This is a genomic window from Arthrobacter sp. CJ23 (assembly GCF_024741795.1).
Lineage (GTDB): Bacteria > Actinomycetota > Actinomycetes > Actinomycetales > Micrococcaceae > Arthrobacter.
The window spans coordinates 2,450,890-2,465,745 of sequence record NZ_CP102950.1; the positions used below are offsets into that span (position 1 = coordinate 2,450,890).

The 14,856-nt window shown below is 66.6% G+C and carries 11 protein-coding genes and 2 pseudogenes; all 13 read left to right on the top strand.

What is annotated here, in order from left to right:
• Positions 1-1,983: 1,983 nt before the first annotated feature.
• Positions 1,984-2,562, top strand: a pseudogene (locus NVV90_RS10820) (serine hydrolase domain-containing protein); the annotation flags it as partial.
• A 136-nt stretch (positions 2,563-2,698) separates the two neighbouring features.
• The gene (locus NVV90_RS10825; RefSeq protein WP_258437314.1) at positions 2,699-3,376 is read left to right on the top strand and encodes a serine hydrolase; all 678 of its coding nucleotides are present in this window, start codon (positions 2,699-2,701) and stop codon (positions 3,374-3,376) included.
• The gene (locus tag NVV90_RS10830) at positions 3,373-4,260 is read left to right on the top strand and encodes a serine hydrolase (RefSeq protein ID WP_258437311.1); all 888 of its coding nucleotides are present in this window, start codon (positions 3,373-3,375) and stop codon (positions 4,258-4,260) included. Before NVV90_RS10825 ends, NVV90_RS10830 begins: the two co-directional genes overlap by 4 nt.
• A 505-nt stretch (positions 4,261-4,765) precedes the next feature.
• Positions 4,766-5,899, top strand: coding sequence for an ABC transporter substrate-binding protein (locus tag NVV90_RS10835; protein ID WP_258437315.1), 1,134 nt, complete (start codon positions 4,766-4,768; stop codon positions 5,897-5,899).
• Positions 5,900-5,920: 21 nt separating this feature from the next.
• A complete protein-coding gene (locus NVV90_RS10840; RefSeq protein ID WP_258437317.1) occupies positions 5,921-6,514 on the top strand; it encodes an ABC transporter permease in 594 nt (197 codons plus the stop codon).
• Positions 6,515-6,521: 7 nt separating this feature from the next.
• Entirely contained in the window at positions 6,522-6,938 is a 417-nt protein-coding gene (locus NVV90_RS10845) for an ABC transporter permease (RefSeq protein ID WP_258437318.1), read from the top strand.
• Positions 6,938-7,714, top strand: coding sequence for an ABC transporter permease (locus tag NVV90_RS10850; RefSeq protein WP_258437319.1), 777 nt, complete (start codon positions 6,938-6,940; stop codon positions 7,712-7,714). The genes NVV90_RS10845 and NVV90_RS10850 overlap by 1 nt, the downstream gene beginning before the upstream one ends.
• The gene (locus tag NVV90_RS10855) at positions 7,707-8,900 is read left to right on the top strand and encodes an ABC transporter ATP-binding protein (protein WP_258437320.1); all 1,194 of its coding nucleotides are present in this window, start codon (positions 7,707-7,709) and stop codon (positions 8,898-8,900) included. Before NVV90_RS10850 ends, NVV90_RS10855 begins: the two co-directional genes overlap by 8 nt.
• A 26-nt stretch (positions 8,901-8,926) precedes the next feature.
• Positions 8,927-9,061, top strand: a pseudogene (locus NVV90_RS21070) (ATP-binding cassette domain-containing protein); the annotation flags it as partial.
• Between the two features lie 43 nt (positions 9,062-9,104).
• The gene (locus tag NVV90_RS10860) at positions 9,105-9,908 is read left to right on the top strand and encodes an ABC transporter ATP-binding protein (RefSeq protein WP_258437321.1); all 804 of its coding nucleotides are present in this window, start codon (positions 9,105-9,107) and stop codon (positions 9,906-9,908) included.
• Positions 9,909-10,287: 379 nt separating this feature from the next.
• Positions 10,288-13,296 carry a serine hydrolase gene (locus NVV90_RS10865; RefSeq protein WP_258437323.1) on the top strand — a complete coding sequence of 1,003 codons (3,009 nt, stop codon included), beginning with the start codon at positions 10,288-10,290 and terminating at the stop codon, positions 13,294-13,296.
• The gene (locus NVV90_RS10870) at positions 13,293-14,423 is read left to right on the top strand and encodes a M20 family metallopeptidase (RefSeq protein ID WP_258437305.1); all 1,131 of its coding nucleotides are present in this window, start codon (positions 13,293-13,295) and stop codon (positions 14,421-14,423) included. The genes NVV90_RS10865 and NVV90_RS10870 overlap by 4 nt, the downstream gene beginning before the upstream one ends.
• Positions 14,420-14,791 carry a hypothetical protein gene (locus NVV90_RS10875; RefSeq protein WP_258437324.1) on the top strand — a complete coding sequence of 124 codons (372 nt, stop codon included), beginning with the start codon at positions 14,420-14,422 and terminating at the stop codon, positions 14,789-14,791. The genes NVV90_RS10870 and NVV90_RS10875 overlap by 4 nt, the downstream gene beginning before the upstream one ends.
• Positions 14,792-14,856: the final 65 nt, after the last annotated feature.

Sequence of the window (14,856 nt, forward strand, 5' to 3'; positions counted from 1 at the left end):
CTGTGGGTGATGGGGTTGAGTGCTTTGCTGTTCACCATGGGTGCGTGGGGGGTGCGTGGTTGGGTTTTATGGGCGGCGCTCGCATTGGTGCGTGATCGGGTTGAGCGGTGGGTGGCGGTGCTGTGCCGGAACGCTGGCGCGCCGGCCCCCCGCACCCGTCGATTGCCTCCCCCGGTTCTAGCGCGACGCCCTCGAGCCGTCGTATGTGCCCTACTGGCGTTCTCCCCATCCCCTGCAACACTCACACATCCGCCCCCGGGCCTTGCAGCCCGGGGGCGGTCCCCGCGCTGCCAAGGAAAACGCACACGCCACCACCCCCGGGGCTGGCACGCCCTGCCGCGGCCCGCCACCAAAGAAGCCCCTACCAAGGCCTGCGGCCGCGCCGCCTGGCAGCATCACGACATACCAGCCAGGGGAAGTCGGCCCCATATCTCAGCTTTTCGGTGCCCTTCGCGCATTGGCTTGACGGCGCCGGCTGCTGGGAAGACTTCCATACACCGGCTGACAGCTGGGAGTCGCCGTCGTCCTCTGCTCCACTACGAGAACCCATCAACCACTTGCACTGGACAGGCGGGGCGCACTCTCTGACGGCCTGGCGGCAAGGAGTGCGGGCGTGCACCGTTGGTGCGTGGTGAGGTACTTGGGTTGGGTGGGCCTGTCTCTCTGCATGCCCGGTTGGTACGTGGGTTGATGGTGGAATGCTTCAACGGCGAGCGCGTCATGGCAGCCGTCCAGGGCTGAGCGGTGTCGTGGCTATGGTGGCTCCCGTACCCGGCTGGAGGTGCGGGCCTTTGTTGGGCTTTGAGGCCATCGCTTGTCTTGGGCTTCGCGGTCCCAGTGCCTGAGGCGTCTACGAACAGCACGGTTTTGTCCGGGGGGTCGGCTGGTGTGCGTGGGGCGGCAGGAGCGTCCGGGCAAGGGGCTTCCAGCCCATCAACCTCACCACCACCTCATTCAAGGCGGTGCGCAGGGGTCCGGGACGGCGAGCGCCGTTCGGTGAGAGTGATCGGGATGGGTGGCTCACTGATGCCCGGTTTCGCGGCAATCGTGCACGGTGGTGGTTCCCTGTGTGGGCGTAGTTTTTCCGTGAGCCGTTCACGGCGTTGGAGGAGGAGAGTGTTTATCGGCCGGTTCGGGGTGTTCGGGGTTGCCTGGTGAGGGTGAATGCGTCGGCGGTGGTCGGATTGCAGCACAAACGGACGCCCCCAGCCCGATGCTTGGGATACCGGCGCCTTGGAATGCTGGATGTTGGGATACCGGCGCTGTCGAATGCCGGATGTTGGGATACCGGGCGGCGGGACGGAGGGTTTGATCGGGACCGGACGAGGAATAGGCGCCCCAGCTACCCGCCGCCCGGAACGCCTTAGCCACACAAGGCGGACAGTTCGCACGCCCCACGGAACCGCTGTGTACAACGGACATCACATCTGTCCAACATTGGGCATCCGCTCCAAGGTAAAGAGGGCAGAGGCAGACCCCCGGGGCCTGGGGGTCTGTTACCGCACCGGAAACCGCGAGCGCGCCGGTAGTTGGCTGTCGGTGCTCCCCGAATTCAGTATTTGCCGCATAGCCTCGGCGTTCACTAATCCCTTGTTGCTTTGGGAGGCCCGGACTGTTGCCATGAATCTTGTCGCCCGGTTCCGTGTCAGTTCATGGCTTCAAATCATCCACGCCCATGTGCCGTAGTGGACATTGAGTGCTGGGGCGTCCAGGTACGCGCCAACGACACCGCGCTGAGTCTCCGCCCTACCGTGGGGCTCTTCCGACGAGCCATGGAACTGCGGATCCGCTACAAGTACTTCATGGTCTGGATGATCACACCGTCCACACGCGCAAAGGGGGCCCGACCCATCCGGCGGCGAGCGCGCCACCTTGTGCGATCGAACCAAGCTGCACGCAAGTCTCGTCGTTTGCTACCAGTTTTTGGTGTGGCCGCAGCGAATAGGCTCAGCGAAATCGCATTCTCAACGAGGAGGAACTTTCATGGTGGAATCACTGTCACAGGTGGGTGCTTGGGTTGAGGAAAGGCTGCCTGGCCTCATCGCCAAGTACCAGGTACCCGCTGCATCTGTGGCGATTCTCGGTGATGGCGAGGTGGTCCGGACCGCGGCAGGCATCTTGAACAAGGCGAGCGGTGTTGAGGCCACCGCTGATTCGGTCTTCCAGATCGGTTCCATTACCAAGGTCTGGACGGCCTCGCTGGTCATGCAGCTTGTTGATGAGGGGCTCGTCGACCTTGACGCGCCTGTTCGCCGCTACGTCAAGGACTTTGTCATTGCCGATGAGGCCGCTGCGGCGAGGATCACCGTTCGTCAGCTTCTCAGCCATCTTTCCGGTTTTGAGGGCGATATCTTCACGGCCACGACCGAGGGCGAGGACGCCGTCGAGAAGTTCATGCCGGTCCTCGCCGAGGTGCCGCAGCTTTTCGAACCCGGCGAAATGTTCTCTTACAACAACGCGGCTTTCTCGGTTCTGGGCCGGATCGTGGAGGTTGTTCGTGGCAAGCACTATGAGGCTTGCTTGCGCGAGTACCTGATCGATCCGCTGCGGCTCAAGCACGCGGCCACGGGGGCGGGCGAGGCAATCATGTTCCGTGCGGCGCTTGGTCATCTCAGCTCGAGCGAGGGTGCTGCCCCCGGAGCCGGCGCAGGTCTGGTCGCTGGTGCGTTCGAACGCTCCGGCCGGATCCGTTTTCGCTATGAGCGCGAGCAACCTTGTCGCCTTCGCGAAGATGCACATCGACGGCGGAGTTGGCCCGGATGGCAAACAGGTCCTGAGCGCCGAAAGCGTTGCAGCAATGCAGGAACAGCAGGTCAAGCTTCCGGAGCTCGGTCTCATGGGCGATAGCTGGGGTCTTGGCTGGGAGCTGTTCAATTGGGAGGGCGGGCCCGTCATCGGCCATGACGGAGGAACAATCGGCCAGACCGCTTTCCTCCGCGTGATCCCTGGGCAGAAGGCCGCGGTTGCGGTGCTGACAAACGGCGGCGATGCTCTTGGCCTTTACAGGGAGCTCATCTCCCCCGTCATCAACCGTCTCACTGGCGTTGTCGTGCCGGAGCTTCCCGCCCCCGCCAACGACGTCCACGCCATCGATGCCTCGCGCTACGTCGGCACCTACAGCTCACAGGTCGCGGACTCCCATGTCACCCAGGACGCAGAGGGGCGGATCTGGATCGAACAGAAGATGAAGGGGATCTTCGCCGGGCTTGCCCCGGAGCAGCCCCGGGTCGAGCTGGTGCATTGGAAGGGCGACACCCTTATCCCGCGTAAAGCCCGTCATGGGATGCACACACCGCATGCCTTCGTGGGCAACGACGGCGACGGCAACGCGCTGTACTTGCACACTGGTCGCGCCGATCGGCGCGTGTCGGCATGAGCGCTGCGATCTCGGATGTCTTCACGCGGGTTGGAGCCACCGGTTTCCTGCACGCGCGTGAAGTCGGAGCGGACGGCGGCGACGAGGTCTCGGTCCGCTCCGACGAGCGTGTAATTCTTGCGTCCGTCTTCAAGGTCTTTGTCCTGGTCGCCTTTGTTCGCGCGGTTGATGCCGGCCGGCTGGATCCGAGCGGGCGGACAATTGTCACTGCGCGCTACCGCACCGGCGGGGTTGGCACCGCGGGATTCGCCGACGATGTCGAGGCCAGCTGGCGTGACCTTGCCTACAACATGATGGTGATGAGCGATAACGCCGCAACCGACGTCCTCTACCACCGGCTAGGTCGGGAGGCAGTTGAGCAGGTCGTGAGCGACCTGAGGCTCAGCCAGACGCGTCTGATCGGCTGCTGCGAAGACTTGTTCGCTTCGGTTGTTGAAGACCTCGGCGGCGGGTCGGAGAGCGACCTTGAGGAGCTGCTGGGTGCGGCGACGGCCGAGCAGATCTGGGGCTTGTCGATCCTTGATCCGCTGCGCACTGCCGCGTCGACTCCGCGGGACATCACGACACTGCTGAATGCCATCTGGACTGACACCGCGGCGTCTCCGGCGGCCTGCAAGATCGCCAGGGACATCATGGCACAGCAGATCTGGCCGCACCGGCTGTCGTCGGGATTCCCGAGTGATGTACTGATTGCCGCGAAGACGGGAACCGTGCCCGCAGTGCGCAATGAGGCGGGCGTCGTCACCTACCCGGACGGACGGCAGTATGCGGTCGCCGTCTTCACCAGAGCTGACTCGCTGGCAGAGCGGCTGCCCGCCGTCGACGCCTCCATCGGCGTCGCCGGTCACCTCGCGGTTGAGCACCTCCGGACGCTTTCCTCGTAACTGCACCCGCACACATCCCATCCCGCACACAACAGCTGGAGGCATCCCATGCGTTCCATCACCCCACTCGTCGCCCTCGTTGGGGCGGCAGCACTCACGCTCACGGCCTGCACCGCGCCCGGCGCTTCCGGCAACGACGCCGGCGGCGAGCTTGCCACCGACGGCACCTTCACGATGGCAATCGGCGCCGACCCGGGAAACCTCAACCCCATGATTACCGCGATGAGTGTCGCGCGCACCATCGACCGCTTCCTCTATTCGCGCCTCGTCGAGGTAGGCAACGACGGCACCATCCTTTCCGGGCTCGCGAGCGCGTGGGAGGCCGACACCACCAACGCCACCTTCACCCTGCGCAACGACGCCACCTGCGCTGACGGCACCGTGATCACCGCATCAATGCTCGCGGAGAACATCAACTTCATTGCGGACCCGAAGAACGGCTCACCCCCTCGTCGGGCTAAACGTACAGGCCGGCACCGTCGCGACAGGCGAGGACGCAACCGGCGTGCTGAGTGTGAGGAGCGGCGCGCCCGACGCGTTCCTGCTCGAAAACGTTGGCAGCGTGCACATGGTGTGCGGGCCGGCGCTTGCCAACGCGGATGCGCTCGCCAAGGGGGAAGGCGCGACCGGCATGTACACGATGACCGGGATCGCCCCGAACTCGCAGTACACACTGACCCGGCGCAAAGAGTTCGTTTGGGGGCCCGGCACCTGGGACCCGAAGCAGGCCGGCATCCCCGCCACGGTCATCTTCAAGGTCCTGCCCAACGAGACCACCGCGACAAATCTGCTGCTTTCCGGCGAGCTGAACGCCGCACAGGTTGTGGGGCCCGATTCCGGGCGGCTGCGCGCCAAGAAGCTCTTCTCCCATGATGTTCAGGCTGGTTTGGGACAGATTCACTTCAACAAGAACCCAAAGAAGCTGCTTTCTGATGAGGCACTTCGCATTGCCCTCACCCAGGGCCTGAACCTCGAAGAGCTGCGCGCGGTTCTCTCAAGCGGCACAGGCACCGCGCCGAGCAATCTCGTCAACCTGGCGCCGAACCCCTGCAATGCCGACGTGGCGGCGGCCAGCATCCCGGCCTTCGATGTGAAGGCCGCAGCCGACGCGCTCGATTCCGCCGACTGGAAGCCCGGATCGGACGGTATACGCCAGAAGAACGGAGCGAAGCTCTCACTGAGCGTCATCTACCCCTCGTATATTTCCGACTCTTTCGGCTCGACCTCAGAGCTGCTGCAGTCGATGTGGAAAAAGATCGGCGTTGAGGCGACCCCCAGGGGTGTCGATGCCAACGGCGTGAGCGAGACGCTCTTCGGTACCGGCGACTGGGACGTTTCACTCATCTCACTGGGCGTTGGCCTGCCCAGCCAGATCGTGCCGTTCTTCTCCGGCAAAACCCCGCCGAACGGCTCAAACTTCGGCTACACCGATAACGCGGACTACATCGCCGCCGCGAGCTCTGCCGCGACGAAACCGGGCAAAGAAGGTTGTGAGGACTGGTCGGACGCCGAGGCGGCACTGATCGGCGCCGCAGACGTCATCCCGTTCGCGAACTCGGTTGTGTCTGTGTTCGGCAGCAAGGCGAAGTTCACTCAGAGCGACAGTCTCGAGCCCGCGTCAATTCGTCTGTTCAAGTAACCCGAGAAGGTGGGCAGCCCCATGACCAGCACCACAGCCGAAACAGTGGCCACACCCGCTGCCGCACCCGCCGCCGCACCACGGGCAGGAATCAGCCCCTGGCTGAGCTTCGCGCTGCGACGGGGCGGACAGTTCATCGTCTCGCTGTGGGTGCTGATCACGGCGGCCTTCCTCATGATCCACCTCGTGCCCGGGGACCCCGTTCGCGCGGCACTGGGCATGAACGCACCAGTCGAGCTGGTCGAGGCCCGGCGCGCCGCGCTCGGCCTCGACCAGCCGCTGATCGTGCAATACGTGAACTACTTCGCCAAGCTCTTCACCGGAAATCTCGGGGTTTCCACCATCACGAACGAGCCGGTCCCCCACATTATCGCGACACGGTTCCCTGCCACTGTGCAGATCGCCCTGCTCGCCTGCCTCCTCGTTCTGCTCGTCGCCCTTCCGCTCGGCGTCACCATGGCCGTGGTGACCCGCGGCGGCCGCAGACGCGGGCTCGAACTCAGCTTCGCCATCATTTGTGTGGTGTTCGCCGCAATCCCCGAGTTCCTCCTCGGCGTCGGGCTCGTCTACATCTTCGCGGTCAACCTCGGGTGGTTCCCGATCGCTCGGCAATGACAGCCCGTTGGCGCTGGTCTTACCCGTTGTCGCCCTGGCCGTCGGGCCAATCGCTGTCTTCTCCCGCATCATCCGCGTCGAGGTCCTCAGCGTCCTCGGCCAGGACTTCGTGCGCACCGCCCGCGCCAAGCGCCTGGCCCCGCGCAAGATCTATATCCGCCACGCCCTCCCCAACGCCATGACGGCGACGCTCACCCTCACCGGTCTCCTCCTCAGCGGCATGGTCGCGGGCACCGTGCTTGTCGAAAACATCTTCGCCTGGCCGGGCCTGGGCACCATGATCGTGCAGTCCATCCTGTCCAAGGACTACCCGGTGGTGCAGTCCATCGTGCTCATCTATGGAATCGGTGTACTTCTCGTCAACCTCCTCATCGATATCGTCCTTGCACTTCTCGATCCGCGCTCAACAATCCGGGAGTCCTGATGCCCACTCGCCTGAAGTGGCTTTCCATCGTCCGTAGCCCGGTCGGGGCCACCGCCACGGTTCTCGTCCTTCTCGTCGCCCTGCTCGCGATCTTTGCCCCCCCCTGCTCTGGGGGCGCACAGGCCCAGGCCATCGACACCTATGGCACACAGCAAGGTCCAAGCGCTGAACACCTCCTTGGAACGGATGCGCTGGGGCGCGACGTCCTCGCCCGCGTGTTGGTTGCCACCCAGCTCTCGGTCGCCCTCGCCGTCATCGCAGTCCTCATCGGCGTCACGGTCGGAACCCTGCTCGGTACGGCCCCCTCCGTGCTCCCGCGCTGGGCCGGACGCCTCGTCGTCGGCATCGTCAACATTGCCGTCGCTTTCCCCGGCCTCCTGCTCGCGCTGTTCTTCGCCGTGGTCTTCGGCGTCGGCACCACCGGGGCCGTGCTCGCCATCGGCTTTGCCATGGCCCCGAGCTTTGCCCGCCTCACCCAGACCATGTCTGCCGCGATCGCCGGCCGTGACTTCATCTCCGCCGCGCGCACCGCCGGCGTCTCGCGCCTGCGCATCCTCATCCGGCACGTACTGCCAAACATTGCCGAGCCTCTCATCGTCAACGCGACCGTTGCCGCCGGCGGTGCGCTGCTGGCCTTCGCCGGCCTGTCTTTTCTCGGGATCGGCGTACAGCTTCCCGCCTACGACTGGGGCAAGCTGCTCAGCGAGGGACTCAACCGCATCTACATCAACCCCGCCGCAGCCTTCGGCCCGGCCGCCGCCGTCATCGTTGCCTAGCCTCGCGTTCAACCTCCTCGGCGAGAGCGCCGCATCCGTTGCCGGTGGCCGCGTCGCCATCGGTCGTTGGACGCTCCCGCCGCTGCCGCAGCCCACCACCCGTGCGGTTCCCACCGTTTCCACCGTTTCCACCGGCACGATCCTGAGCATCGAGAACCTCCGCGTCTCATACCCAACACCCGGCGGCCTGGTGCACCCCGTTCGCGGAGTGAGCTTCGAGATCAGGGAGGGTGAGGCGCTGGGAGTGGTCGGCGAATCCGGCTCGGGCAAAAGCCTGACCGCGCTGGCCGCCTCCCGACTCATCGAACCACCAGGGGTCGTGGACGCCGATCGCCTCGAGTTCAACGGCATCCAGATCCTGACCGCACCGGAGAAGACCATTCGTGGGCTGCTCGGCACGTCACTGGCAATGGTGTTTCAGGACCCCATGACCTCGTTCAACCCCACCCGACGCATCGGCAGCCAACTCGCCGAAGCCGCACAGGAACACCAGGGCATGAGCAGACAGGATGCCATGGAACGCGCCGTCAGGCGGCTCCAGGCAGTGCGCGTGCCCGCAGCCGCCCGGCGCGCCGAACAGTACCCGCACGAGTTCTCCGGCGGGATGCGACAGCGCGCGATGATCGCGATGGGCCTCATGAACAGCCCCAAGCTGATCATCGCCGACGAACCGACCACCGCCCTCGATGTCACGGTACAGCGCCAGGTTCTTCGGCTCCTGGCGCGGGTGCGCACCGACACGAACGCGGCGATCCTGCTGATCAGCCACGACATCGCCGTCGTCTCGCAAAGCTGCGAGCGCGTGCTGGTCATGTACGCCGGGCGCATCGTCGAAGATCTTCCGACGGCGGACCTCTACACGGGCGCACGCCACCCCTATACCCGCGCCCTGCTTGAGGTCGTGCCCGATCTGGACACCGACCGCGAAGAGCCCCTCGGTGTGATTCCCGGCCGCCCGCCGGCACCCGGGGAGGTGCCGCCCGGATGCGCCTTCGCCGCTCGTTGCCCGCTGGCGACGGCACAGTGCCGCGAATCCGACCCCGAGCTGGAGATCCACGGCGGCAGGCACCGGATCGCCTGCTGGAACCCCGTAGGGGGCGATAGCGGCGTGAGGCTGCCGGAGCCAGGCAGCGCCGCCGCGCACACCGAAGCTGCGCCGGTCGCAACTGTGGGAGGCACGCGGTGAGCGAGCTACGTTTTGATCATGTCAGCGTGAGATACGGGTCCCGTGGCACGGGCCTGACCGCCGTCGATGACGCCTCGCTGACCATCCCCTCCGGGTCCGTCGTCGGCCTCGTCGGCGAATCAGGTTCGGGCAAGTCCACGCTCGCCCGCGCTGCCATCGGGCTCGCCCCTGTCACGGGCGGCACGATCACGCTCGACGGTGTCGATGTCAGGAAACTGCGGCGCTGCAGATCCGATTCAGATGGTCTTCCAGGACCCGTTCTCCTCGCTCGATCCGCGGATGACGATCGGGGAGTCCATCGCCGAGATGATTCCGCGCGGCACGTTCTCCTCGGCCGCGGCCAAGCGCGCCGAGGTCGGGCGTTTGCTTGAGCTTGTCAACCTTGACCCCGACCGTGCGGGTTCGCTGCCGGGTGCCCTCTCGGGCGGCCAACGCCAGCGCATCGGCCTGGCCCGGGCGCTTGCCGCACGGCCCGAGGTCATCATCGCCGATGAGATCACCTCGGCGCTTGACGTGTCGGTGCAGGGCTCGGTGCTGAACCTCGTGCGCGATGTCTGCGCCGAGCTGGAGCTCACGATGCTGTTCATCTCGCACAACCTCTCGGTGGTGCGCTATCTGAGCGACTACATCGCCGTGATGTACCTCGGCCACATCGTCGAGCTCGGACCGGTCGATGAGGTGCTGAACAACGCCAAGCACCCGTATACCCGCGAGCTGCTCGCCTCCGTGCCGACCCGCCACGGCAACCTTCTTGCCGTTGATCCGGCCGCCCTGTTGGACGTCGAGCCCGCAGACCCCCATCACCCGCCGAGCGGGTGCCGCTTCAACCCTCGTTGCCCGATGGGGCCGCTGGTCCACCCCGGGCGTCAGATCTGCGTGCAGAGCCCGCCGCCGCTTCCCACGACGGCGCGGCACGCCGCGGCCTGCCACTTCGCCGGGCCCGCAAGCTCCTTGGGCGGGTACCCCGAGCTGTCGACCCCGCTTGGCGACAGCATCCGCTCCAGCTAGACCCCGCACAACGTACCCCCTTGAACAGGAGACTCACGATGGCACAACAACGTGTAAGCATTGACAAGCTCATTGCCACGCAGCTTCCAGAGCAGCCCGCCCTGTCGCCGGACGGTGGCAGCATCGCCTATGTTCTGAAGAGCACCAACCGCGCCGAAGACCGCGACGAACGCTCACTGTGGCTCGTGGCCGCCGAGGGCGGGGAACCGCGCCGCTTGACCCTTGGAACCGGCGACTCGACACCGAGGTGGAGTCCGGATGGCACACGTCTGGCCTTCCTGCGCGCCCAGGATGGGCCGCCGCAGATCTGGGTTCTGCCGGTCGGCGGCGGCGAAGCCGAGCAGGTCACGACGCAGCCGCTCGGCGCCGGCTGCCCCCCGTGTGGAGCGGCGACGGCACGCGCATCGCGTTCTGCGGCCCCATCGACTCTGCTGCGTTGCCCGGCGAAGGCAGCGATGACGCCGCGAAGCGCCGCACGGCACCAATCGTCATCAACAGGCTCGGCTACAAGGCCGACGGTGCCGGTCTCCTTGGCACGCTGCGCAAGCACATCCACGTCGTGGCCCTGGGCAGCGGCGAGATCACCCGGCTGACCCGCGGCGACTGGCACGCCGGTGATCCGGTCTGGTCCCCGGACGGCGAACGGATCGCCTTCTCCACCGGCAAAGAGGCCGATTCAGACCTCACCTTCGAGACGGCCGCCTATGTGGTGTCCTCCAGCGAGGGCAACGCCAGGCCACGCCTCGTCGGTGCCGCCGATGTGCAGCTCGCCGTCACCGGCTGGACCCCTGATGGCGCCAAGCTCATCGCCGTCGGTCGCACCGATGCCGAGGTGGGAAACGCGAGCGTGCTGCTCCTTCCCCTGGACGGCGAAGCGCCGCGGGACATCACCTCGGCCCTGGACCGCAATGTCATGCCGGGCGGCGCGGGCTACCCGGGCGCTTTCCCGCAACTGAGTGCCGATGGCCAGACAGTCTTCTTCTGCCTGCGCGACGGCGGTTACACCCACCTCTACGCTACGGGCATCGACGGTGCGGTGCAGCGTGTCATCGTCGGCGGAGCGGCCAACGTGTCCGGGGTTTCCGTCGTCGGCAACACCGCCGCGATCGTGCTCTCGACGGAAACGTCCTTCGGTGAAATCGCCACGGTCGATCTGCGCTCTGGCACCGCTACGCCGCTCACGAGCTACTCGCCGGAGGAGACCGGCCTCATCGTCGCCGAGCCGCGGAGCTTCACGACCTCGGATGGCCTCCTCGTGCACGGCTGGCTGCGCCGGGACCCGCAGCGCACCGGCCCCCTGCCGCTCCTGCTCGATGTGCACGGCGGGCCGCACAATGCGTGGAACGGGGCCGCGGACCCCGTCCACGCCTACCACCACGAACTCGTTGCCCGCGGCTGGGCTGTGCTCACGCTCAACCCGCGCGGCAGCGACGGCTACGGCAACGACTTCTTCCGCGGAGTTCTCGGCGGCTGGGGCACGAGCGACGCCAAGGACTTCCTCGAGCCGATCGACGATCTCGTCGCCGAGGGTGTTGCCGACCCTGCACGACTCGCCGTCACCGGCTACAGCTACGGCGGCTTCATGGCCTGCTACCTCACCTCGCGCGAGAACCGCTTCGCCGCGGCCGTCGCCGGCGGTGTTGTCGCCGACCTCACGAGTGTCGCGGGCACATCGGACGCCGGCCACTTCCTGTCGCGCCTTGAGAACGGTGCCCTGCCGTGGAAGAACCCGGAACTCCTGGCCCCGCAATCGCCCTACAGCCTGGTGGGCCAGGTCCGAACCCCGACCCTCATCGTGCAGGGCGGCGAGGACCACCGTTGCCCGGTCGGCCAGGCCGAGCAGTGGTTCACCGCCCTCCGCGAACAGGACGTGCCCAGCGAGCTCGTGCTCTACCCGGGCGGCTCGCACCTGTTTATTCTCAACGGGGCGCCCTCGCACCGCGCCGACTGGAACAAGCGCATCGTCGACTGGGTGGAGCGCTACGCCCCGGCCGCCGGCACCCCCGTTCGCAAGAAGGCCCTCAACGCCGCGCACTGGCAGCAGCGCCTGAGCGAGCTGGCCGCCGCCCACAAAGTTCCCGGGGCCACGCTCGGCATCCTGCGCCTGGGCGAGGAGCCTGTCCTGGCGAGCCACGGCGTTCTCAACATCAACACCGGCGTCCAGACCACCGAGGACTCCGTCTTCCAGATCGGCTCGATCTCGAAAGTGTGGACGGCGACCGTCATCATGCAGCTCGTCGACGAGGGCAAGCTCGACCTCGATGCTCCGATCCTCGACGTGGTCCCCGAGTTCCGGGTCGCCGACGCCGAGGTGAGCAAGTCGGTGACAATGCGTCACCTGCTCACCCACACCAGCGGCATCGACGGTGACGTTTTCACCGACACCGGCCGTGGCGACGACTGCCTCGAAAAGTACGTCCAGGCCCTCTCCGAGGTCAAGCAGAACCACCCCATCGGGGCGACCTTCTCGTACTGCAACTCCGGCTTCGCACTCATGGGCCGCGTGATCGAAAAGCTCACCGGTCTCAGCTGGGATGACGCCCTTCGCGATCGCCTGTTCACACCGCTGGGCCTCAAGCACACCGTGACGCTGCCCGAGGAGGCTCTGCTCCACCGTGCCGCCGCCGGCCATGTGGGCGCCGACGAGAACGGCCCCCTTCTCGCCCCGATGTGGTCACTCCCCCGCTCCCTTGGCCCCGCCGGACTCATCGATGCCACCGCGGCAGACGTGCTCGAGTTCGCCCGCATGCATCTGAGGTCCGGGCTCGCGACCGACGGCACCCGCATTCTCTCGGCGCAGAGCGCCGAGCTCATGACCACGCACCAGAGCGACGTTCCTGACCCGTACGTGCTCGGCGATTCCTGGGGCCTGGGCTGGATCCGCTTCGACTGGGGCGGAAAGCGCCTCTACGGTCACGACGGCAACACGATCGGCCAGGCCGCCTTCCTGCGGATCCTGCCAGAAGATGGCCTCGCCGTGACGCTGCTCACCAACGGCGGCAACACACGCGATCTGTACATCGAGCTCTACAACGAGATCTTCGGCGAACTGGCCGAGATCTCGATTCCGGGATCGTTCGGCCCGCCAGCGGAGCCGTACACGGGCGACATGTCGGCGTATCTGGGTACCTACGAGCGCTCCGGCGTCCTCATGGAGGTCTTCAAGGAGGAGGAAGCCGTGCGCATGCGCACGACCGTGAGCGGCGTCGTCGCCAAATCCATGCCGAATCCCGTCGAAGAGTACGCCCTCACCCCGGTGAGCGATGGCCAATTCGCGCTGCGGGCGCCCGGCACCCAGGGGTGGCTCTCGCTGGTTTTCTACGCACTGCCGACGGGCGAGCAGTACGTGCATTTCGGTGCACGGGCCATGCCCAAGGTGGCGTTGTGAACTTCGACACCCAGCAGATGCTCGAAGACCTGCGTACGGTCATCGAACGCGAATCGCCCTCCGCGGACCTGGCTGCCATCGCCCGCAGCGCGGACACGATCACCGAGCTCGGGGAACGGCTGCTCGGCTGCTCCCCCGAGCGGATCGTGATCGAGGGGCACACCCACCTGCGCTGGCGCTTCGGTACCCCCCGGGTTCTCGTCCTCTGCCACCACGACACGGTCTGGCCGGTCGGATCGCTCATCGAGCATCCGTTCGAGGTCAACGGCGACGTGCTGCGCGGGCCGGGCTCCTTCGATATGAAGGCCGGACTGGTGATGGCGTTCCATGCCATTGCGGCCCTTCCGAACCGTGATGGCGTGAGCCTGCTGGTGACCGGCGACGAGGAGCTCGGTTCGCCCAGCTCCCGGCAGCTCATCGAAGACGAGGCCCTGGGCTGCGCCGCTGCCCTCGTTCTTGAGGCATCGGCCGACGGTGGCGCGCTCAAGGTTGCCCGCAAGGGTGTCTCACTGTACGAGGTCGCGGTGCAGGGGCGGGCGGCGCACGCCGGTCTTGAGCCCGAGCGCGGTGTCAACGCTTCGATCGAGGCCGCGCACCAGATCCTTGCCGTTGCAGGCCTGGGCGACGCGGAACTGGGCACGACGGTCACGCCGACGTTGCTGCGCTCCGGCACGACCACAAACACCGTCCCGGCCGCATCCAGTTTCGCCGTGGACGTGCGGGTGCGCACGCTCGCCGAGCAAGACAGGGTGGACACGGCAATGCGCGGGCTCGCGGCGACGTTACCCGATGCCGTGCTGAACGTCACCGGTGGGGCGAACCGTCCGCCACTGGAGGAATCGGCCGCGTTGGGATTGTTCGCCCGTGCCAGCCGCTTGGCTGAGGAGCTTGGGCTCGGCCGTCTTGAGGGCGCCTCGGTCGGCGGGGCCTCCGATGGCAACTTCACGGCCGGGATCGGCGTTCCTACGCTCGACGGGCTCGGCGCGGTGGGCGGTGGTGCGCACGCGGACAATGAACACGCGCTCGTTGGGGCATGGATCGAACGTACTGGCCTCGTCCATGCGCTCATCGCCGAGCTCATCCACGAGTTTGCACGCACGGATCCTGCCGCATCGGTATCGGCATGATGAGGGCCCTGGGCGCCAGCGGCACAAGTGAAGGCCTCCTCGAGGACGCCCGTCAGGCGGCGCGGGCCGCGGCGGACTCCGCGGGCATCACGATCCGTCTGCTGCACCAGGTCGAGGAATTCTCCGAGGTCGTGGCGCTCTTCGAGCGCATTTGGGCCTCGGATCTGGCCCGGGGGCCGGTCAATACGGAAACCCTGCGGGCAATTTCGACGGCGGGAAGCTGGTCGGTGCGTGCATGGGGTTCTTTGCCGCACCCTCACAGCAGGCACTGCACAGCCATATCGCGGGCGTCGACGCTCGAATGCGTGGCCGCGGCCTGCCACGGAACGCCCGCGGCTCCGGGGGCCGGGCGCACACCGGGCCGATGACGCCCAGACGCTGCTTGAGCCCTCCGCGCACGAGGAGCCGGCCAGGCGAAGAACCGGAGCGGGGC